This window comes from Blautia sp. HCN-20427 (assembly GCF_037890365.1).
GTDB lineage: Bacteria > Bacillota > Clostridia > Lachnospirales > Lachnospiraceae > Blautia.
The window spans coordinates 130,763-150,772 of record NZ_JBBKBX010000004.1; the positions used below are offsets into that span (position 1 = coordinate 130,763).

Here is a 20,010-nt window from a genome sequence, read left to right on the forward strand (position 1 = left end):
ACTCAACCCCTTTTTCAGAGAAAAATACATACCTAGGAGGCACTGACTTATGATGAATCCTTTGAAGCTTATGGAACTTCGCCGTATGAAAAATACCATTGAGAAAAACCATCCAAAGCTCTTCCCTTTTCTGAAAGCTGTTTCCAATCACGCGGCCCAGGAAGGCACTGTCATTGATGTGCAGGTCACCTGTCCGGACGGAAAATCCTATAAAACCAATCTAAAGGTCACAAAATCTGACCTTGAAGTATTGAAAAAAGCGAAGGCCCAGATGTCCCGTTAAGGACTTCTGAGCCTTCGCTTTTCTTGCTCTGCTTGGACAATGCTATTTTATACCGGATAAGCTCCGTTTTTCGTATCTGCTTCCTTAGGGTCTACCTTTGTCTGCTGTGCTTCTCTGTATTTGAAGAAGTCTGTAGCAACCTGTGGGAACAGTGCGTAAGAAAGTACGTCTTCTTCCTGTTCGGACCACTGAGCCATTTCGCCTCTTAAGGTATCCAGTTCAGGCTGAATCAAATCAGCCGGACGGCAGGTAATGACTTCTGTGTCACCGATACATTTCTTCTGTACCTCTTTGTCAAACGGTTTTACAGTTACACCGTATTTTCCGCTTAATACATCTTTGGTTTCTTTTGTCACCATCTTGTAACGCTCGCCCATGATGACATTAAATACAGCCTGTGTACCCACAATCTGAGAAGATGGAGTAACCAGCGGCGGTTCACCAAGGTCTTTACGCACTCTTGGCACTTCTTCCAGCACATCGTAGAATTTGTCTTCTGCGTGCTGTTCTTTTAACTGGGATGTCAGGTTGGAAAGCATACCGCCCGGTACCTGATATAACAGTGTTTTGATGTTTACACCCAGGTTCTTCGGATTCAGAAGACCGCTGTCTAAAGCCTCGTCACGGATTGGACGGAAGTAGTCTGCGATTTCTGCCAGTAATTTCTGGTCAAAACCTGTGTCGTATGGAGTTCCCTTGAAGGTCTCTACCATAACTTCTGTAGCTGGCTGGGAAGTTCCCAGAGCGAACGGTGACATAGCAGTATCAATAACGTCTACGCCTGCTTCTACGGCTTTTAAGTAAGTCATGGAAGCAACACCGGAAGTATAGTGTGTATGCAGCTGAATCGGAATATCTACAGCTTCTTTTAAAGCTGTTACCAGTTCGGTTGCTGTATACGGAAGCAGAAGACCTGCCATATCCTTGATACAGATAGAATCTGCACCCATATCTTCTACTTTCTTTGCCATTTCTACCCAGTAGTCCAGAGTATAAGCATCACCCAGAGTATAAGACAGCGCCACCTGTGCGTGTCCTTTCTCTTTATTGGCTGCTTTTACTGCTGTCTGCAGGTTGCGAAGATCGTTTAAACAGTCAAAGATACGAATGATATCAATACCGTTTGCAATGGATTTCTGTACGAAATATTCCACTACGTCGTCTGCATATGGACGGTATCCCAGGATATTCTGTCCGCGGAATAACATCTGCAATTTTGTATTTTTAAATCCATCACGGAATTTACGAAGTCTTTCCCATGGATCTTCCTTTAAGAAACGCAGGGAAGCATCAAAAGTCGCTCCACCCCAGCACTCTACGGAATGGTAGCCGACTTTATCCAGCTTTTCCACCATAGGCAACATCTGCTCTGTTGTCATTCTAGTAGCAATCAGAGACTGATGTGCGTCACGCAGAATTGTTTCAGTAATTTTTATTGGTTTTTTTACTACGTCTGCCATCTTTTTTTCCTCCATTTATATTTCTTGGTTTATACACCAAAGATAGCCATGAAAGTACCAGCTGCTACGGCTGTACCGATAACACCGGCCACATTTGGTCCCATTGCATGCATGAGCAGGAAGTTGGTCGGGTCTGCTTCTGCACCAACCTTCTGGGATACACGGGCAGCCATAGGTACTGCGGATACACCGGCAGAACCAATCAGCGGATTAATCTTGCCGTGGGTCAGCTTGCACATCAGTTTACCCAGAAGCACACCTCCGGCTGTACCGAATGCAAACGCTGCCAGACCTAATGCTACAATTTTCAGCGTATCCAGTTTCAGGAAAGCCTCAGCACTTGTTGCAGCTCCTACGGAAGTACCCAGCAGAATAACAACAATGTACATAAGAGCATTGGAAGCTGTCTCTGTAAGCTGTTTTACAACCCCTGATTCACGGAACAGGTTACCCAGCATCAGCATACCAACCAGTGGTGCTGTGGTAGGCAGAATCAGACAAACAACAACGGTAATGATAATCGGGAACAGGATTTTTTCCAGTTTGGATACGGGACGAAGCTGTTCCATTTTAATTTTTCTTTCCTCTTCTGTAGTCAGAAGCTTCATAATCGGCGGCTGAATAATCGGCACTAAGGACATATAGGAATAAGCCGCTACGGCAATAGCTCCCATAAGTCCCGTCTGTCCCAGCTTTCCTGCCAGGAAGATAGAAGTCGGGCCGTCAGCACCACCGATAATAGAAATAGCTGCTGCTGCTTTTCCGTTGAATCCCATAAAGATAGCCAGGAAATAGGCAACATAAATACCCAGCTGTGCTGCTGCACCCATTAAGAAACTCTTTGGATTGGCAATCAAAGGACCAAAGTCTGTCATGGCACCTACACCAAGGAAAATCAAAGATGGGAGCACACTCCATTCATCAAGAATATAGAAAATATGAAGAAGTCCGGCTACTCCATTGGACGTTTCTTCTGCGCTGGCCATAATATCCGGGTAGATATTTACCAGCAGCATACCAAAAGCGATTGGCACCAGCAAAAGCGGCTCAAATCCCATTTTAATAGCAAGGAATAAAAAGACAAATGCTACTAAAATCATAATCAGATTGCCCCATGTCAGATTCATAAAAGCTGTCTGCCCAATCAGGTTTGACACTGTATCTGCAATGTTAGACATTTTTTTACCTCCCATTTATTTCGTTATTCACAGGTATCTGTACCTGTTTCTTGGGAATTTACACTGTATGCAAATTCTAGTTCATGGATGCCAGTACAGCACCGTTTTCTACTGCATCGCCTACAGCTACGTTAATGCCTGCAAGTGTACCATCCTGAGGTGCAACAACCGGAATTTCCATTTTCATGGCTTCCAGAATGACAATCGGGTCACCGGCTTTTAAAGCCTGTCCTACGTTTGCTTCGATTTTGCAGACTTTACCAGGAACAGATGCTTTTACTTCAATCGCCCCTGCTGCCGCTGCTGCAGGTTTTGCAGCCGGTGCTGCTTTTGGAGCAGCTTTCGGTGCTGCCTTAGGTGCTGCTGCAGGTGCTGCGTTTCCGCTTCCTTCTTCTACGGTTACATCATATGCAACGCCATTTACTGTAATTGTATAAGATTTCATATTTCTTTCCTCCTACCACTAAAACTTATTTCCAGCTTCTTTTGTTTGATTTTCTGATAGAACGTACCACAAAGCTGTCTGTGGACGTATTTTCTGCTGCTGCAATAGCTGCGGCAATAACCGCCACCAAAGCGCCGTCATCTGCCAGTTCTTCCTGTACCGGTGCAGGCGCTGCTGCGCTGTTGACTGCTGCAATATTGTCTTCCTGTGCAGGTACCGCTTGGTTGGAATCTTTCTTCTTTGTCAGAGCTGCTTCCAGCTTTGGTACATATTTCATCAGAGAAATCACAAAGCTTAAGAAAATCAGCATGATAAATACGGTTGCAAGACCTACAATGGCGTTCATAACCGCATCAAGCATTTTTTCTTTCATGCTGTAGTCTGCACTGAATCCCACGCTTTCTGCGTTCAGCTTGCTGTCGTATACCATTTCTACCACAGCGTCCCTGTTTTCAAACTCTGCCTCTAAAGTGATGACATACTGGCTTCCGTCTTTCTTTACGGCCTCTTCCGGTGTTGTTTCTTTAAATTCCTTAAATGCACCCAGTTCTTCGGAAGAATCTCCCCAGGAAACAAATGCATTCTTGGTAAAGTCGTCCATGTTCGGATTTTCTTCTATGGACTGTTCCATTGTCGCCTTGTCATACTGCACCAGAGACTGTACCGTAGCAACAGTAGTCTGATAGAGATTATTCTGTACCGTACTGTTGATTTCATCTTTCGTCTGACCGCAGGCGGACAGAGAAAATACCAGAACACCGATTGATACTAAACTGCCTATTTTTTTCCATCTCTGTTTCATATCATCTCCCCCTCGCTTAAACTGTGCCATGTTTCTTGCTTGGGCGGTCTTCTCTCTTAGTGAACAGCATTTCAAATGCGCCAATTACATATTTTCTTGTATCTTCTGCTTCAATGATAGTGTCCACATAACCCCTCTTTGCTGCAGAAAGAGCGCTGGACTGCAGCATTGCATATTCTGCTGCTTTTTCATTAATAATAGCTGCGTCTGCGTCTGCATACATGATTTTGGCAGCCAGTTTCGCGTCCATCATACCAATCTGTGCGTTTGGCCATGCAAATACCATATCCGCGCCTGTAGATTTGCTGTTCATAGTCAGGTAAGCGCTTCCGAAAGCTTCGCCAATTACAATGTTTACCTTTGGAACCGTTGCACTGATGAAAGCATTTGTCAGTTCTGCTGCGTTTCTTGCCATATTGGACTCAGAGCATTTTGTCGCTTTGTATCCTTTTACATTGGTAAGAGTCAGAACCGGAATTTCAAATGCATCACAGAATTTCACAAATTCAGCCGCTTTCTTGCAGCCTCTTGCGGATAATACGTTTTCAAAAGTTTCTGTCTTTTCGCCTTCTTCGTTGTAAACTTCGCTTCTGTTTGCAACACAACCTACCGTTGCACCGTTTAAGCGGATGAAACCTGTTACCATATCTTTTGCATAAGCTGCTTTTACTTCAAAGAATTCCTGGTTGTCTGCAATCTGAGAAAGTGCAATAGAAGTATCTCCCACACAGTTTTCCAGTTCCGGGCAAACACGGTTTAAATCATCTGCACACTCTATATAGGAAGAATTATCTTCAAAATTGGACGGAAGCATGGAAATCAGAGTTCTCATCTGTCCTAAAATTTCTTCTTCACTTCCCACAACATCTACCAAGCCTGCATGTTCGCTCTGGTATGCAGCGCTTGAAGTATCACACTTGGAAATTTCGTTTCCTTCCAGTGCATTCGGGGAATTTACAAACAGTCTTCCCTTTGTGTCTTCCATGAAAGTAAAGTCTGTCAGTGCAGGAACCACTGCAAGTCCGCCGCCGCAGGTACCGAAAATTCCTGTAATCTGAGGAATTACGCCAGAGGCCATAACCTGTTTTGTGTAGATTTCACCAAAAGCATTTAATGCATCCGTTGCTTCCTGCAGTCTTAAGCCGGCACAATCAAGCAGACCGATAATCGGTGCGCCTGTCTTCATGGCCAAATCGTACAGATTTGCAATTTTTTTCGCATGCATTTCACCAATGGAACCGTTTAACACGGAGGCGTCCTGGCTGTACACATATACCAGGCTGCCGTCAATGACACCGTATCCGGTAACGACGCCGTCTGCCGGTGTTTCTTTTTCAGATAAGTTGAAGTCTGTGTTTCTGGCTGTTACATAGCCGCCGATTTCAACAAAGCTGTTCTCATCAAGTAAAGAATTAATTCTTTTACTTGCTAAGGTTTGTGCTGTACTACTCATTGTTCAGCCCTCCATCTTAAATTTATTTTTCACAGCAGAAAAAATCTGCCTGCTGCTTACCGGGATTTCCGCACTGTTACCGCACGCCTCATCCGGTTTTCGCGCAGAAATCATCTCCGGTTCACTGCATTACATTACAATAGTAAAACCAATCTCTGCCAATTATAATTGTACCTTGTTTCGGTTTTTTTTTCAATAGTTTTTGACAATTTTTTAACAGCTTTAACAGAAGATTTTTACTATTTTTTAGATTTTCTTTTGAAAAGGACTTTTGTTTCTGACACTCTGTCTATAGAATGTGCCTTTTTTCCTTTTTTATTTCGTTTTTTCACTTTCCAGACAACTCTCCCACATCTTTTGACAGGTTTTCATACAGCCGTACAAAAGGGGATACGTCCCATTTTTCTCTATCTGCACCCCCAATTCTTCTGCAAACAAAAATTCCATACATAAATAACTGATTCCCATACAGCGTTCTCGTTTTTTCTCCCCGGCCCGCTGACAGAGCACCTGAAAAGTAGTTCGGGGAATGTTTTTGAAAAAGCAATAGGTCTCCTGGAATCCTTTGTAAATCAGATACCAAAACCCAATCCAAGCCAGTTCTGCCCGTTCTTCCTCATCCCCCCGGATATCCTCCAAAAGTCCTAAAACTGCTTCTGCACATATTTTTTCCTCTCCTGACAGGCTGTCCCAGAATCCTTCTCCCTGATAGACACTGTTTCCTGTCCTCTCCCGGAGATACTCCAGCCACTGCGTTTCCATATCCTGCACCATCTCTCTGCACATCTGGTTCTTGCTTATAATGTAAAGGAGAAAATAGGTGACATCTGCATATTTTTTTTCCGCCTTTGGATACGGTTTTCTCTTCTCATAGTAAAAGCCTTCCTCCTCCACAAAATCCAGTCTTTGCCTTTCTTGTATACAGAGACCTTGAAACAAAATTCCCTCTTTCTTCATAAGACAGCCTCTTTCCGTCTGCACCTGCACAATGGGAATGTTTCTTCTTTTTACTACTTTATCCGGGAAATAAAAGAATCTGATGAAAACGAAGATAAAATGAAAATAAGAATGAAATAGAATCCAATAGAAAATGTATACACGCCGAATGGAATGCAGCGCAGACTTTTTTGATTTAACTTTATTCTACTACAAACACTGAGAGAAGACAATATCATTTTATAAAAACTATACGAGAAATCTTTTGTGGAGGGCGTGACTCAAAATAAATCGCGCCCTTCCTTTCATAACTTAACAGATGCTGGTCAGTGCACCGGTAACAGAATCCATGATAAAGCCTTGTATAGTTACATCTTTCGGCATCAGAGGATGGTTTTTCAGCGCCGCAGTTGTTTCACGGACAGATTCTTCAGAAGAAGAGAAACCTCCCAGCCATTGATTCAGGTCAATTCCGCTCCGCCGGACAATATCAATGTGTTCTTTCGGTATTCCCCGGTGTGTGAGCTTTTCCAGCATTTCTTCAGCATCCATTCCCTGAACACCGCAATCTGTATGACCAATGACCATAATTTCCTGCACACCAAGTTCCAGGAGTGCAACCAGAAGACTGCGGACAACACTTCCATAGGGATGGGTAATGACACCGCCAGCATTTTTGATGATTTTAGCATCTCCATTCCGGATACCAAGTGCTGCCGGCAGAAGTTCTGTCAGCCGGGTATCCATACAGGTAAGAATCGCCAGTTTTTTGTCAGGGTATTTGCTGGTAATATAGGGTTTGTAGCTCTCTTTTTTTACAAATTCTCGGTTATATTCGATAATCTGCTGAATCATAGGTGGGAAACCTCCTTTTATTCTGTTGCTGTTTCATAAGACTGATTATAATTTCAAGAATCCGGTTATGCAAGAAATTCTTTTTGCTACAAGGCTCCTTCTTTTTACGCCATAGTTACTTTTCTGAAGTTTTTCTTCCCTTTTTTCAATACAATACCTTCACCCTGCAGTTTTTCTCCTGCAAGCAGGTATTTGATATCTGTAATTTTCTCTCCGTCCACGGACACACCGCCCTGCTCAATGGCGCGTCTGGCTTCGGAGCGTGTATTGGCCAGTCCGCTGTTTACCAGAAGAGAAATTAAGTCTATGTTTCCGTCTGTCAGCGCGCTTTCCTCAATTTTTGCAGAAGGCATATTTGCCGCATTTCCGCTGGTGAATAATGCTCTGGCTGCTTCCTGCGCCTTTTCTGCTTCTTCTTTTCCGTGTACCAGTTCGGTCAGCTCGTAAGCCAGGATTTCTTTGGCTTTGTTTAACTGGCTGCCTTCCCAGCTGTCCATTTCATCAATCTGCTCTAACGGCAGGAAGGTGAGCATACGGATACATTTCAGTACGTCTGCGTCTGCCACATTTCTCCAGTACTGATAGAAATCGAAAGGAGAAGTCTTGTTGGGGTCTAACCATACAGCGCCGGACTGTGTCTTGCCCATTTTCTTGCCTTCGGAGTTCAAAAGCAGGGTAATGGTCATGGCACAGGCATTTTCACCCAGCTTTCTTCTGATTAACTCCGTTCCGCCCAGCATATTGCTCCACTGGTCATCTCCGCCGAACTGCATGTTACAGCCGTATTTCTGGTACAGCATGTAGAAGTCGTAGCTCTGCATAATCATGTAGTTAAATTCCAGGAAGCTGAGTCCCTTTTCCATACGCTGCTTGTAGCATTCAGCAGTAAGCATACGGTTTACAGAGAAATGCGGACCCACTTCTCTTAAAAGTTCCACATAATTCAAATCCAACAGCCAGTCTGCGTTATTCACCATCAAAGCTTTTCCTTCAGAGAAATCAATGAAACGTTCCATCTGCTTTTTAAAGCAGTCACAGTTGTGCTGAATCATTTCCGGGGTCATCATAGAACGCATATCGCTTCTTCCGGAAGGGTCGCCGATGTATCCGGTTCCGCCGCCGATAAGGGCAATGGGCTTATTGCCTGCCATCTGCAGACGTTTCATCAGACACAGAGCCATAAAGTGTCCCACATGAAGACTGTCTGCAGTCGGGTCAAAACCAATGTAAAACGTTGCTTTTCCGTTGTTCACCAGTTCTCTGATTTCTTCTTCGTCCGTTACCTGAGCAATCAATCCTCTGGCAACCAGTTCGTCATAAATTTTCATCTCTGTATTCTCCTTTTCTTCTGCTTTTTCCGGAAAGGAGAGGTTTCTTGAAAATCAAAAAGAGCCCTCGTCCTTTCTCAATTTATAAAAGGACGAGAACTCTGAAATTCCCGTGTTACCACCTTTATTCACAGCCAGTTCGCACTGGTCTGCCTCTGCAAGTACAGCGTAAGCGATACTCATGGTGTTGTAACGTACACCCATCCGTCACAGCCTACTCATTGCTTTTCGGTGTGAAGCTCAGGGAGGTATTCATCTGTCAGATTCCCACGCGCCTCTCATCTGCCGGCTGCTTTCTGTCCGTTCCTCTGCAAACTACTTGTTCCCGTCTTTGCCTTTGACTCATACAAGGACAGTATACAAATCCCGCCTGCTTTTGTCAAGCCATGTTTCACCCGCTTTTGCAACTCACATTAACGCAGTGTTCCACTGATACTCTCCGTTTTCTTTGATTCCGTAAAAATCTCCGAAGTTCAGAGCGAAAATATCTTTCTCAATGGTATCTACCGGAATACCGTTCTTAATCAGATACTGCCAGATACCGCCATGGGAAATATCTCCCTGCAGAAGCACGCCTGCAACCTTACCGTCTCTTAAGATTACGCGTTTGTAGCTGCTTGCCCCTTCTCTGGCTATTACAGTATCTCCCTCTTCAGGCACAATCAACCCCACGCACATGGAAACCAATCCGAAGAAATTTATGGTATTTTTCATGGCATACCGGTCTGTATAGGCCACTTTGCTTCCGCACATATTAAGGGCTGCGGTTTCCCCCTGTTTCTGGGCATTCGGCCAGATTCCGGAAAGTCCTGTCACATCGCCTGCTGCGTAGACATCTGCGGCTCCGGTTTCCAGATATTCATTTACCTGAAGGCCGCGGTCAATGACAATGCCTTCGCCGTCCATGCCTGCCACTGCAGAGCGCACACCCGCTGCCACAATCACCAAATCACAGGGAATCTCTGTACCGTTGTCCAGCACCAGACGGGTAATCTTTCCCTCTGCATTCATAATAGTATCCGCAGCTTTTCTTCCCAGATAAAAGGCAGCACCTGCCTTTTCAAAACGCTTCTGGTATTCATATGCGCCCGTCTTGTCCAGCTGAATGGGCAGAATTTGCTCTGCCATCTCGATAACCGACACTTTTTTGCCTGTTTCCATTAAGCCGTAAGCTGCGTCCAGACCTACCAGACCGGAACCGATAATAGCAATGTTTTCTGCCTTTTTTGCCATGGCATCAATAGCCTGTGCGTCCTTTAAATGGCGCAGTCCAAAAACGTTGTTTGCCTCTCTTAAATTTCCCACCGGAGGAATAAAGCTTTCCGCCCCTGTGGCAATGAGCAGCTTGTCGTAAGAGATTTCCTCTCCCTTGTCCGTCATTACTTTTTTTGCAGCAGTATCCAGCTTTGTCACCGTCACACCCGGTTTCCAGTGGATTCTGTTTTTCTCAAAAAAATCTGTCTCTGCAAAGTTCAGCCCTTCTGCGGTTCTTTCATGGCTTAAAAATTTGTGCAGCATACAGCGGGAATGTACCTGTGTATCTGTGGAAAGCATGGTAATGTTCCCCTGAGAATCTGCTTTTCTGATGATCCTTGCCGCAGTGATTCCTGCTGCTCCGGCTCCTAAAATCACATATTCCATCTGCTACACCTCCTCAACCCAGATAGCCTGCTTTGGACAGGCCTTTACACAGCTTGGCTCTTCGCCTTTTTCAATACAGAAATCACATTTGATGACTTTCATATGTGTACTGTCGTCGGGTTTTAACACCCCATATGGGCAGTTCATCACACACATAAAACAGGAACCGCATTTTTTCTCATCATACTGCACATGCCCTGTCTGCTCGTCCTTGGTAAGCGCGCCGCTCATGCAGGACATCACGCACTCCGGCATGTCACAGTGTCTGCAGAAAACCGGCGTATAGCTTCCGTCTGGATTTTTGTAAATATAGTTGCGGGATTCATTGGCAATGTCTGTCAAGTCCAGAGTATATACATTGCCTTCGTCCTTTCTGTGTGCCTGCATGCATGCGATGGAGCAGCTTTTGCACCCATCGCATTTGGCAGCATCTATCATTATTCTTTTCATGAGATACCCCCGTTGATTTTAGATATTCAGTCCTGCACGTTTTTCTTCAATAATCTTGTCCAGAATGTCTGCGCTTTCCTTTGCGTCTCCATTGATGATAACCTGTCCGCCTGTGAGGTTCTTCATATCCTCTGTAAGCAGTTTTACGGCTGTTTTGCTTCCTGTTACGAATGGAGGCAGTCCCAGGTGCAGGGGCAGTCCCAGAGCCAGACCGAAGCAGCCGTCTGCCAAAGCCTGTTCTTCCAGCCACTGTGCAGCGGAAAGCACTAATGGAAGCTGAGGAATATCCACACCGATAGCTTCTGCCAGTTCAGTAGCCACGATTTCCAGACGTCCGATAGCCAGACATGGACCAAAGTTTAATACCGGAGGAATGTTTAATTTTTCACAAACTGCGCGAAGCTTCGGTCCGGCCAGTTTTGCTGCTTCCGGTGTCATAAGACCGCAGTTTTCAATACCGCCTGAAGAACATCCTGCTGTCAGAACCAGAATATCTTTTGCAATCAGTTCTTTCGTAAGTTCTACGGAGAGTACGTCATGGCCGCCTGCAGTCAGGTTGGAACATCCCACCACGCCAGCAATACCTTTAATATCTCCGGATACAATGAGGTCAATGAGCGGTTTCCAGTTGCCACCCAGGAAATCTTTTAAAGAGCCTTCGGAAACACCGGTTAACGTGTGGTCATTTCCGTGTTCCGGCATCAGATTCATGGGAACACTTCCCCTTCTTGCCTTGTATGCCTCTACGATTTCATCAATGATTTCTTCGCTCTGTTTTTCTCTCTCTTCAAATACGAATGGTTTCAATTCTGCATTGGCTTTCTTTGCCACATCATCCAGGCAAATCTGTTTGATTTTCAATTCTTCACAGATGGGCTCAATCCCCGGAAGGGTACAGTTAAATTCAGAAAGTACGGCGTCAATACCGCCTGTAGCCAGAACCGCTTCACTGGTGTAGTTGTTTCCTGCATGTCCGTCAAAGACTTCCTCATAGTGTGCGCCGCGAAGCTGTAAATCCTGACCTACGCAGGTGCAGCCTACCAGCTTGAAACCTTTCGCGCCTGCTGCTTTTGCCTTTGCAACAGCGGCTTCGGAAGTCAGTCTTTCCTGTAAATCCACGAAAATGGTGTGCTGATGTCCGGTAATCATGATGTTGATGTAATCCGGGTCAATCACACGCAGGCCTACCGGCGCCATACGAAGTTCCGGTTCGCCTAAAAGTACATCATTTAACAGATTGGTAAGTGTAAGGCCGTATAAACCGGTGGAAATACCCAATTTCAGACAGTCTGTATACATATCAACCGGGTCGGAATTTAAGTTTGTGGAACATTTTACCACGCCGTGGAAGACTTCGCTCTTTGCGCCGCCCGGCAAAATGCCCAGCTCCTGCCATTTTTTGAAACGCGGTGCATAAGCCATTTTCTCTACCAGTTCCATTTTTTCATATTCCGGTTTATATAAGTCATCCAGAACCTTCTGGGCTACCTGTTTTGCAATATCCCATTTGTCTGTTCCCTGTACATCGAAGATTTCAGCCAGTCTTGCCAGGGATTTTTCACCTTTAATCTCCCCTTTGATTTCTGCTGTTTTCTTTACGTTTAATGCAGTATTTTCCACAATATGAATGTAACAGCCGGAACCGCTTGCCACTGCGCGCAGGAAGTTGCGGGCCACAATCACGTCTGCCGTTGCGCCGCAGATTCCTCTTGGTGCTTTCGGTGTGATACGGCACGGTCCGTTGGCACACAGACGGCAACAGACACCCTGCAGACCAAAGCCGCATTTGGTACTCTGACCTTCTACTCTGTGATGAGAAGTTTCCATTGGCAATTCACGGATAAATCCTTCCAGCGGTTTATCTGCGCTGGCGCAGGTGTTGCAACCAAAACACTGATTCATTCTTGTTTCCTCCTGATATGTACTTTCCTTTTTATTTGTTAAGATTATAACAATTCTTGACTAAATTAGTCAAGAATAACTTACAAATTTTTCCTTTTTTCTTTTAAATCTGCTTTTGAAAATCCTGAATTTCTTTCTTTAAGGCTTCTTCCGCTTCACTAGCCAGCAGGATTTCTCCCTCTTTGAGGTAAGTTTCACAGCCATGCTGCCGGATAAAGGCCATAATCTCTTCATTGCCGGATAAATGGGTCAGAAACAGAGCCAGTTCCTGGCCTTTGGCGCACACTTCTTTCATAAAAGTAATGCTGTATTCCAGCGCGTCTTTGACTTCCTCTTCTGCTCTTTTCAGTTTCAGCGTCTCCCTGTAAAACGTTTCTTTCAGCCAGGGAAAACTGGGGGCTTCTGTCTGTCCCTCCAGAAGTTTCCTTTCCTGCCGCTTTTCCTGAAGCCACCGGGTAACCCGCTGCCGAATTTCCCATTCTTCCCCGGAAAGCAGCCCCTGGTCTTTGAGGATAGCATCCCGCTCTTTTTTCCCGCAGATACAGGATTCCAAAATCTCATCAAATGCCCTGCCGCCCGCAGCCTCTTTCTTTATCCTGGCAAGTTCTTCGTAAATCCCGTTCATGTAGGCTTTCTCCAAAAGACAAGTCTTGACCCGTTCTGTAAGCCCCTGCTCCAGTCCATTCATCAGCAGAAGCTTTTCATCCAGCCCGGCCCCTTCTAAAAGTTTTGCCTTTTCTGTTGGATTTTCCCGGTTTTCCAGAGAAAATAATCTGTCCGGTTCCCATTCTTTTTCGTATTTCCTGCAAAGCTGATAAAACCCTGCAAAGTCTGCGGCAATTTCCCCGTCCCGGATATATTCTTCTGCCAGTTCCTTTGTCACGGGAATCTCCAGTTCCTCATACACCTGCAGAATCCGGGATAAATCTTCCCAGCCTCTGGCTGTGACAAAGCAGCTTCCTTCCTGTTTTTCCCGTATCTGATAAAAATTTTCCTGTTTTAAATCCAGATATGCCAAAACGGCGGTATGTATCTGCCTCTTTTGGGCATACGCTCTCCAGACTTTATAGTCTGCTTCAATTTCCATACTCCGCACCCGGTCTAAAGTCACCATATCAAACTCCCGGACAGATTTGTTGTATCTTTCCGGATTTCCTGCTGCCACAATCACCCATCCCGGGGGAAGACGGTGCGTTCCAAAGGTCTTGTTCTGTAAAAACTGCAGCATGGTGGGCGCCAAAGTTTCCGATACACAGTTGATTTCATCCAGAAACAAAATTCCCTCGGAAACCTGCTGCTGTTCCATACACTGGTACACAGAGGCAATGATTTCACTCATGGTATATTCGGTTACCGTGTACTCCTTCCCGCCAAAATTTTTCTTTTTCAGAATGGGCAGGCCCACGGCACTCTGACGGGTGTGATGGGTCAGCGTATATTCCACCAGTCCGATTTTCTCTTCCCGGGCAATCTGCTTCATAATAGCGGTCTTACCGATGCCCGGCGGTCCCATAAGCAGCATGGGGCGCTGGCAGACCAACGGAATCTTATAGTTTCCCTTTTCATCTTTTGCCGTATAAGCCTGTACGGTGTGGATAATCTCCTCTTTTGCCTGTGCAATGTTTCTCATGTCTTATCTCCCTGATTTCTTTCATCCATATACATTATCTGAATCCACGAAGGTATCCTTGTTTCCTTAGGCGGCTGGCGGGTCAGCAGAAATACTGCCTCATAATCTGTTTTCTCTGTGGGATAAATCCCGTCGCCGTCTGTATAGTAAAGAAGCGCTTTTAAATGCTTCAGTTCTCCCTTCTTCTGCAGCTCCTCCACATACCGGAACACAGGACGGAAATCCGTACCGCTCCTTCCCTGTATTCGGATTCGTTTCAGATATTCCTTCCATTCTTTTTCACTGGTTATCACGGCTGCTTCCTGAACGAGACAGTCGCACTGCAGGATGTAAAGTTTCATCTTTTTGAAAAAATCCTCTCTGCGGCTGAGTACCCCGTAAGTTTCCTCCAGAAACCGCTGTACCACAGGGCGGCTGCAGGAGCCGGACGTATCAATGGCAATCACCAGTTTCTCCAGTTTTCGGGCATCTGTGTATTCCAAAGGTTCCAAAAGCGGAAGATTTCCGTACCTGGCCAGTCCCATCAAGTATGGAAGATAATCAAAACTCTCCAGGTCCAGCTGCAATTCCTCTCTTTCTACCGCAAATTTTCTCAAAAATCGGTAATAATCCCGTTTTCTTTTGGCCTGTACCTCATACCACTCTTGCTGTTCTCCTGCCTCACTTCCCCGCCTTCCGGAACCATCCTGTCCCTGTGACTGGCTGCCCTTTTCAAGGTTCTGTGCAGCCTGTCGGATTTCTCTGACACGCCCGGGCTTCAGGGGTTTCCAAAAGCTATGGCTGTCCCTGCGAAAAAAAGCCCTTCTGCAGGCTTCTTTTCCTTCCTTTTCATAGCGGTTTTTCAGTTTGTCATAGACTTCTTTCACAGATAAACTGCTCTCTTTCTCCCACAATTTCCTGCATAATCCTTTTTCTGCTTCTGACATGGTGCCTGTCAGTCTCTCCATGCCCAGACAATCTATGGTGTATTCCACCACAATATCACAGGCCAGGTGATAAAATTCTTCTTCATAACACTCTTTTTTCACATTCATATGGAAATACAGCACATGAAAAAGGCTGTGAAGAAAGAAACGAAGAACCCCTTTATTCCCTTCCCGGCTGTAGAGAGAGAAAAATTTCTCCAAAGAATAGTAAAATCTGCTCCCATCCGTACCCGACAGATTTTTCTCTTCCATACCGAGAAAGATTCCGGTAAACGTTCCGTAAAGTCCCGGACTTTCGCAGCACAATCTGGTAAGGACCGTCCGCTTTAGTTTCTCCCAGAGCATTGTTTGTTCTTTCATACTTTTACAATTCCCAGCTTTCCTCTTGAAATCCCTGCACTTCTCTCTTTTTCTGCAAAAGAAGAAGCTGCGCCTCTGTGTTTTTATATTTTTCCGCTTTTAAAAGAAGATCCTCCAGTACAGCGCCATCCACCGGAAATGCTTTCAGGAAACGTTTCAGCGTACGGTTTTCGCCTTCCCGAATCAACTGCTCCCCCGCCGGGCGGATACGAAGAGAAAGATAAGATGCATATTTCATTCCCCCTTCAAAGTAGCGTTTCAGGGCAATGTCCAGCTTCAGGCTTTCCTGTTTGCTGGAGAGAAATTTTTCATCCAGTTTTCTGCTCTCTTCCTCACAAATCTTCTGCATTTCCAGTGCTTCCTGCAAACAGTTCCACAACGCTGCGTTGGTTCTGCGGTTGATTTTCAAGTCTTCCTCTTTCGGCGGCAGAGCTGTATCCTGAGGGTTTTCTCCGCAGACATCCACACCCAGAATCCTCCGGTGGGCAAAGGCCAGCTTTATCCAGTTTAACAGCTGCTTTAGAGAAACCTGTCCCTGGTCCCAGTTGGTTCTGGCCTCTTCTTCTGCCAAAATATCTTTGTCAATGGAGAGATACAGGGGAAGCTGACTGCTTTTCAGCCAGTCCAGCAGCTTTTCTTCTCCGTTTTGGGAAAGTTCTTCTTCGGCTACAGCAGTCACACCTCTTTCCTCTGCCTGACACTCTGCAAAGGCTGACAGGGAAGGGCCTGCAATACACACATCCCTCAGATTTTCGTTGGTATCCAACACCTCTCTCACCCAGCTTCCGCAGGAAAGCAGGCCGAAAAAGGCGGCCTCCTGCATATCGGTATGATGATCAAAGACCAGCAGAGCAAAAGCCTTCTGTATTTTTTCCAGCCAGAATTTACTCAGATAATGATAGTTTCCCGAATCCAGAAAATGAATTCCCTCCCCTCTGAACTTCCGGATACGCTGCCGTATGATTTCTCCTGCTTCCTCCGTACAGTAGCAGTTCACGCCTTTTAAATCTGTCATATCCAACCAGGTTCCCTGTTCTTTAAAGCAGTCCTCCTGGGGATAAATACCAGAAAAATTCATCAAAACTGTTTTATTCCACATAATGTACCGTCCCGATTTTCTTTACCTCCTGCTTTGGCTGTGCTTTCGCATACCCAAGAGCCGCTATGCCGAACACCTGATGGTCATCGGGAATCTCCCAGCCTCTCAGTATTTCCCGGATTTCCTTCTCTTCACATACGTCTCTCAACTGATTAATCCACACAGAACCCACACCGAAAGAATGGGCTGCCAGAAAGATATTTTCCAGTGCGCAGGCATTGTCCTCCATGGCATGAGGATTGTCCTTTTTATTGGAAGGTATCAAAAGTACCTGGGGCTGATACATGTCGTAATGTTCTCTTTTCAGCTTCTTTCCTATCATTTCTGCAAGCTTCTGTATTTCCTCTTTGCTGGTCACAACTGTAAATTTCCAGGTCTGATAGTTATGTCCGCTGGGAGCGTAAAGTCCTGCCTGCACAATCTGTTCCAGTTCTTCCTTCGGAATTTCTTTTTCCTGAAATCCCCGGATACTTCTTCTTGTCAGAATATTTTTCATAATTTCGTTCATAGCCAGATTTCCTTTCTTTTGTGCTTTTTTTGTTTGCTTCTTTTATTTTACCATGTCCCGGCTTTTTTTCAACCGGCTGCAAATCTTTTTACGGTTTGCTTCAGGCACCAGTCAAATGTGATTTTATCTACATCTTCCTTTGCCGTAATGTCTTCTGTTTTCCATATCCACCCCTCTGTGGCATAGGTAAGCCTGCCGATGGTCTCCCCTCTTTTTACCGGGGCCGAAAGACCAGTCGCCCCTTCATAAGTGACTTCAATGGTTTCTCCCTCTTTTAGAAGCACCTGCCGGTCTTCTCCCTGGCTGCATACCAGGGGAACCTCTCTCATTTCTCCCAGAATCCGGCTTTGTCCGTTCTCCACCGGCAATTCTTCCGGAACAGAAGGTTTTGCGGCTTCAGAGAGGGGGTGCAGGGTATAATTCTTCAGACCATACTCCATAAGTTTTCTGGTGTCTACCCATTTATACCCTTTGTTGTTGGGCCAGCCACAGCCTAAAAGCGCCACAATAAAGGTTCGGTTATCCCGTTTTAAGGCCCCTACATAGCAATAGCCTGCTTTGGCTGTAAAACCTGTTTTCCCGGTGAGGGCGCCCTCCATCATAGTAAGAAATGCATTGTGGTTCCTGCAGGAAAACGTCCGTTTCCCATCACAGTCTGAAAAATCATAGGAAGGCGTTCCCGTGATTGCAAGAAACTCTTCCCTCTTAGGAGATTCGCTGATACAATAGCGCAGAATCCGGGCCAGGTCTGCTGCCGTAGTGCTGTGTTCCCGTATGCCTTCTTTCGTCTCTTCCTCTGCGTCCAGACCGTTTGGCGTAATAAACCAGGTATCTTTACACCCGATTTCTTCCGCCTTTTCATTCATAAGAGCTGCAAATGCCTCCACACTGCCTGCCACATGTTCAGCCAGCACCACGGCCGTATCGTTGTGACTTTCCAGCATGAGCGAATAGAGCAAATCTCCTGTCAGATACCGCTCCTTAGGCTGTACCCCCAAGCGGACTTTGGGCATGGAAGCCGCATAAGCGGAAACCTCTGCCGCTTCATCCAGGCGGCTGTTTTCCAGAACCAGAATGCAGGTCATGATTTTCGTAGTGCTGGCCATGGGCCTTTTTTCCTCACCGTTTTTTGCGTAGAGAATCCGTCCGGAATCTCCGTCCATCAATACGGCAGACAGCGCGTAAAGATTTCCTACCTCTTTTGCTTCTGTATCTGCATAGCATACCGTTCCGGTCAGAAAGAACTCTATGCAGAAAGCAACTGTCAACAATAAAAGAAAAGGGTGTCTGCTTTTTTTCATAGTCCTGTCTCCTCTTCTTAAAACTTATGTCCAGGTACAAAAAAAGATACCACAAACCCCCGTTGGTTTTGCAATATCTTTTCTGTTTCCTTATACATTCAGCTGCAGCTGAATCTCTTCTTCTGCTTCTGCCTTGAAATCCTCCATCTGTACCGGGTCGATTTCCGGCAGTTCGTCCAGTCCCTGCACCCCGAAGTTTCTCAAAAACTCCTCTGTGGTTCCCAGAAGGATAGGCCTTCCCGGCGCGTCCAGACGGCCTACTTCCTGCACCAATCCGTATTCCATCAGCTTGGCAATGGCATGGTCACACTTTACGCCCCGGATTTTCTCGATTTCCAGCTTGGTCACAGGCTGCTTATAGGCAATGATAGACAAGGTTTCCAGCATGACATCGGAAAGCACAGCTTTTTTCGGCTGAAGCGCCATTTTCACCAAATAATCATAATACTCTTCCTTGGTACACATCTGAAATGCGTTCTCCAGTTCAATAATCTTAACGCCCCGGTCTTCCTCCCGGTACTTAAGCATCATATTCCGTACGATTTTCGCTGTGGTCTCTGTATCGTGTCCAATGGCCTTAGCCAGTGCACTTACTTCCACGGACTCTCCCATGGCAAACAGCAGCGCTTCTATGGCCCCTTCCAGTTTTTTCAGTTCCATGTTCTATCCTTCCTCCTGAAGGGCTTCTATTTCTATTTCGTCAAAAATATATCTCTGGCTAATGTGAATAATGCCCATTTTCATCAGTTCCAGAATAGCCAGAAAGGTAACAATAACCTGCACCTTGCTGGCCTGCCGGCTGAGTAAATCCCGGAAACCGAAATGTCTGTGTACTCTGGCATATTCTCTGACCTCTTCCATCTTATCCGGCAGACTGACCTCTTCCTTCTCGATTTTTCCAAATTTGCTTCGGATGGGGTCTACCTTGTCTTCCTGCCTGCGGATGACGCTCTGAAAAATCGTATTCAGTTTCTTCAGGGTCAGTCCGGACAGCAAATCTGTAGTATCCACCGATTCCCGATAAGCCAGCACTTCCTCCGGAATGGTTGGCAGTTTGTATACATTTCTTGCTGCCGCAGCCATACGGTCCCGCAGTTCATAAGACATATATTTGTACATTTTATATTCCAGAAGCTGGCGCACCAGTTCTTCTCTGGGGTCTTCCTCTTCCCCTTCTTCATTGACCTCTCTTGGCAAAAGCATTCTGCACTTAATGGAAATCAGCGTTGCCGCCATAACCATGAATTCGCTCATAATATTTAAGTCTTCCCGTTCCATGGCATGAATGTATTCCATGTACTGGTCTGTAATCTCTACAATGGGAATATCATAAATATTCACTTTGTTTTTCTCAATCAGGTGAAGCAAAAGGTCCAGAGGTCCTTCAAACACCTGCAGTTTTACCGGGATTCCCATATTGTTCTACCTCTTCCTGCTTTTTACCGCTGAAAGC

General features: G+C 45.6%; 20 protein-coding genes. 1 reads left to right on the plus strand and 19 read right to left on the minus strand.

The window, feature by feature from the left end; translation table 11 throughout:
* The first annotated feature begins 49 nt into the window (after positions 1-49).
* On the plus strand, positions 50-283 hold the full coding sequence (locus WKT17_RS03765; protein WP_226853568.1) for a hypothetical protein: 234 nt from the start codon (positions 50-52) through the stop codon (positions 281-283).
* Positions 284-330: 47 nt separating this feature from the next.
* Here WKT17_RS03765 and WKT17_RS03770 read toward each other — a convergent pair whose 3' ends face one another.
* From WKT17_RS03770 to WKT17_RS03860, 19 genes are all read right to left on the minus strand, one after another.
* A complete protein-coding gene (locus WKT17_RS03770) occupies positions 331-1,743 on the minus strand; it encodes an oxaloacetate decarboxylase subunit alpha (RefSeq protein WP_173749172.1) in 1,413 nt (470 codons plus the stop codon).
* Between the two features lie 29 nt (positions 1,744-1,772).
* Entirely contained in the window at positions 1,773-2,921 is a 1,149-nt protein-coding gene (locus tag WKT17_RS03775; RefSeq protein ID WP_173749173.1) for a sodium ion-translocating decarboxylase subunit beta, read from the minus strand.
* A 76-nt stretch (positions 2,922-2,997) separates the two neighbouring features.
* Positions 2,998-3,366 carry a biotin/lipoyl-containing protein gene (locus WKT17_RS03780; RefSeq protein ID WP_173749174.1) on the minus strand — a complete coding sequence of 123 codons (369 nt, stop codon included), beginning with the start codon at positions 3,364-3,366 and terminating at the stop codon, positions 2,998-3,000.
* 25 nt (positions 3,367-3,391) lie between these two features.
* On the minus strand, positions 3,392-4,168 hold the full coding sequence (locus WKT17_RS03785; RefSeq protein WP_330027365.1) for an OadG family transporter subunit: 777 nt from the start codon (positions 4,166-4,168) through the stop codon (positions 3,392-3,394).
* Positions 4,169-4,184: 16 nt separating this feature from the next.
* Positions 4,185-5,621, minus strand: coding sequence for an acyl-CoA carboxylase subunit beta (locus WKT17_RS03790; protein ID WP_330027364.1), 1,437 nt, complete (start codon positions 5,619-5,621; stop codon positions 4,185-4,187).
* 315 nt (positions 5,622-5,936) lie between these two features.
* Positions 5,937-6,578, minus strand: a complete 642-nt coding sequence (locus WKT17_RS03795; RefSeq protein WP_330027363.1) for a hypothetical protein — start codon at positions 6,576-6,578, stop codon at positions 5,937-5,939.
* A 291-nt stretch (positions 6,579-6,869) separates the two neighbouring features.
* Positions 6,870-7,412 (minus strand): beta-class carbonic anhydrase, encoded by a 543-nt coding sequence (locus WKT17_RS03800; protein WP_291683691.1) that lies wholly within the window; start codon positions 7,410-7,412, stop codon positions 6,870-6,872.
* Positions 7,413-7,516: 104 nt separating this feature from the next.
* Positions 7,517-8,740, minus strand: a complete 1,224-nt coding sequence (gene tyrS / locus WKT17_RS03805; protein ID WP_173749179.1) for a tyrosine--tRNA ligase — start codon at positions 8,738-8,740, stop codon at positions 7,517-7,519.
* Between the two features lie 54 nt (positions 8,741-8,794).
* Positions 8,795-8,944, minus strand: a complete 150-nt coding sequence (locus tag WKT17_RS03810; RefSeq protein WP_173749180.1) for a hypothetical protein — start codon at positions 8,942-8,944, stop codon at positions 8,795-8,797.
* A gap of 204 nt (positions 8,945-9,148) precedes the next feature.
* A complete protein-coding gene (locus WKT17_RS03815) occupies positions 9,149-10,381 on the minus strand; it encodes an NAD(P)/FAD-dependent oxidoreductase (RefSeq protein ID WP_294578939.1) in 1,233 nt (410 codons plus the stop codon).
* A gap of 3 nt (positions 10,382-10,384) precedes the next feature.
* Positions 10,385-10,831: a 4Fe-4S dicluster domain-containing protein gene (locus WKT17_RS03820; RefSeq protein ID WP_173749182.1), complete on the minus strand. Its 447-nt coding sequence runs from the start codon at positions 10,829-10,831 to the stop codon at positions 10,385-10,387.
* 18 nt (positions 10,832-10,849) lie between these two features.
* Complete coding sequence (cooS, locus tag WKT17_RS03825) at positions 10,850-12,733, minus strand: anaerobic carbon-monoxide dehydrogenase catalytic subunit (protein WP_330027362.1); 1,884 nt, start codon at positions 12,731-12,733, stop codon at positions 10,850-10,852.
* A 103-nt stretch (positions 12,734-12,836) separates the two neighbouring features.
* Positions 12,837-14,363, minus strand: coding sequence for an ATP-binding protein (locus tag WKT17_RS03830; protein WP_294462693.1), 1,527 nt, complete (start codon positions 14,361-14,363; stop codon positions 12,837-12,839).
* The gene (locus WKT17_RS03835) at positions 14,360-15,649 is read right to left on the minus strand and encodes a vWA domain-containing protein (RefSeq protein ID WP_330027361.1); all 1,290 of its coding nucleotides are present in this window, start codon (positions 15,647-15,649) and stop codon (positions 14,360-14,362) included. The genes WKT17_RS03830 and WKT17_RS03835 overlap by 4 nt, the downstream gene beginning before the upstream one ends.
* A gap of 4 nt (positions 15,650-15,653) precedes the next feature.
* Positions 15,654-16,748: an arginase family protein gene (locus WKT17_RS03840; RefSeq protein ID WP_330027360.1), complete on the minus strand. Its 1,095-nt coding sequence runs from the start codon at positions 16,746-16,748 to the stop codon at positions 15,654-15,656.
* Complete coding sequence (locus WKT17_RS03845) at positions 16,738-17,256, minus strand: nitroreductase family protein (RefSeq protein ID WP_173749186.1); 519 nt, start codon at positions 17,254-17,256, stop codon at positions 16,738-16,740. The genes WKT17_RS03840 and WKT17_RS03845 overlap by 11 nt, the downstream gene beginning before the upstream one ends.
* A 68-nt stretch (positions 17,257-17,324) precedes the next feature.
* Positions 17,325-18,557: a D-alanyl-D-alanine carboxypeptidase family protein gene (locus WKT17_RS03850; protein WP_330027359.1), complete on the minus strand. Its 1,233-nt coding sequence runs from the start codon at positions 18,555-18,557 to the stop codon at positions 17,325-17,327.
* 90 nt (positions 18,558-18,647) lie between these two features.
* On the minus strand, positions 18,648-19,217 hold the full coding sequence (scpB, locus tag WKT17_RS03855) for an SMC-Scp complex subunit ScpB (RefSeq protein WP_173749188.1): 570 nt from the start codon (positions 19,215-19,217) through the stop codon (positions 18,648-18,650).
* Positions 19,218-19,220: 3 nt separating this feature from the next.
* Positions 19,221-19,973 carry a segregation and condensation protein A gene (locus tag WKT17_RS03860; RefSeq protein WP_330027358.1) on the minus strand — a complete coding sequence of 251 codons (753 nt, stop codon included), beginning with the start codon at positions 19,971-19,973 and terminating at the stop codon, positions 19,221-19,223.
* Positions 19,974-20,010 lie beyond the last annotated feature (37 nt).

Bases quoted from the DNA above. Each gene is read 5' to 3' on its own strand.
- WKT17_RS03790 (WP_330027364.1), bottom strand. From the start codon at position 5,621: ATGAGTAGTACAGCACAAACCTTAGCAAGTAAAAGAATTAATTCTTTA.
- WKT17_RS03820 (WP_173749182.1), bottom strand. From the start codon at position 10,831: ATGAAAAGAATAATGATAGATGCTGCCAAATGCGATGGGTGCAAAAGC.
- WKT17_RS03795 (WP_330027363.1), bottom strand. From the start codon at position 6,578: ATGAAGAAAGAGGGAATTTTGTTTCAAGGTCTCTGTATACAAGAAAGG.
- WKT17_RS03830 (WP_294462693.1), bottom strand. From the start codon at position 14,363: ATGAGAAACATTGCACAGGCAAAAGAGGAGATTATCCACACCGTACAG.
- WKT17_RS03815 (WP_294578939.1), bottom strand. From the start codon at position 10,381: ATGGAATATGTGATTTTAGGAGCCGGAGCAGCAGGAATCACTGCGGCA.
- WKT17_RS03775 (WP_173749173.1), bottom strand. From the start codon at position 2,921: ATGTCTAACATTGCAGATACAGTGTCAAACCTGATTGGGCAGACAGCT.
- tyrS (WP_173749179.1), bottom strand. From the start codon at position 8,740: ATGAAAATTTATGACGAACTGGTTGCCAGAGGATTGATTGCTCAGGTA.
- cooS (WP_330027362.1), bottom strand. From the start codon at position 12,733: ATGAATCAGTGTTTTGGTTGCAACACCTGCGCCAGCGCAGATAAACCG.
- WKT17_RS03850 (WP_330027359.1), bottom strand. From the start codon at position 18,557: ATGAAAAAAAGCAGACACCCTTTTCTTTTATTGTTGACAGTTGCTTTC.
- WKT17_RS03780 (WP_173749174.1), bottom strand. From the start codon at position 3,366: ATGAAATCTTATACAATTACAGTAAATGGCGTTGCATATGATGTAACC.
- WKT17_RS03860 (WP_330027358.1), bottom strand. From the start codon at position 19,973: ATGGGAATCCCGGTAAAACTGCAGGTGTTTGAAGGACCTCTGGACCTT.
- scpB (WP_173749188.1), bottom strand. From the start codon at position 19,217: ATGGAACTGAAAAAACTGGAAGGGGCCATAGAAGCGCTGCTGTTTGCC.
- WKT17_RS03835 (WP_330027361.1), bottom strand. From the start codon at position 15,649: ATGAAAGAACAAACAATGCTCTGGGAGAAACTAAAGCGGACGGTCCTT.
- WKT17_RS03770 (WP_173749172.1), bottom strand. From the start codon at position 1,743: ATGGCAGACGTAGTAAAAAAACCAATAAAAATTACTGAAACAATTCTG.
- WKT17_RS03840 (WP_330027360.1), bottom strand. From the start codon at position 16,748: ATGTGGAATAAAACAGTTTTGATGAATTTTTCTGGTATTTATCCCCAG.
- WKT17_RS03765 (WP_226853568.1), top strand. From the start codon at position 50: ATGATGAATCCTTTGAAGCTTATGGAACTTCGCCGTATGAAAAATACC.
- WKT17_RS03845 (WP_173749186.1), bottom strand. From the start codon at position 17,256: ATGAACGAAATTATGAAAAATATTCTGACAAGAAGAAGTATCCGGGGA.
- WKT17_RS03785 (WP_330027365.1), bottom strand. From the start codon at position 4,168: ATGAAACAGAGATGGAAAAAAATAGGCAGTTTAGTATCAATCGGTGTT.
- WKT17_RS03810 (WP_173749180.1), bottom strand. From the start codon at position 8,944: ATGGGTGTACGTTACAACACCATGAGTATCGCTTACGCTGTACTTGCA.
- WKT17_RS03800 (WP_291683691.1), bottom strand. From the start codon at position 7,412: ATGATTCAGCAGATTATCGAATATAACCGAGAATTTGTAAAAAAAGAG.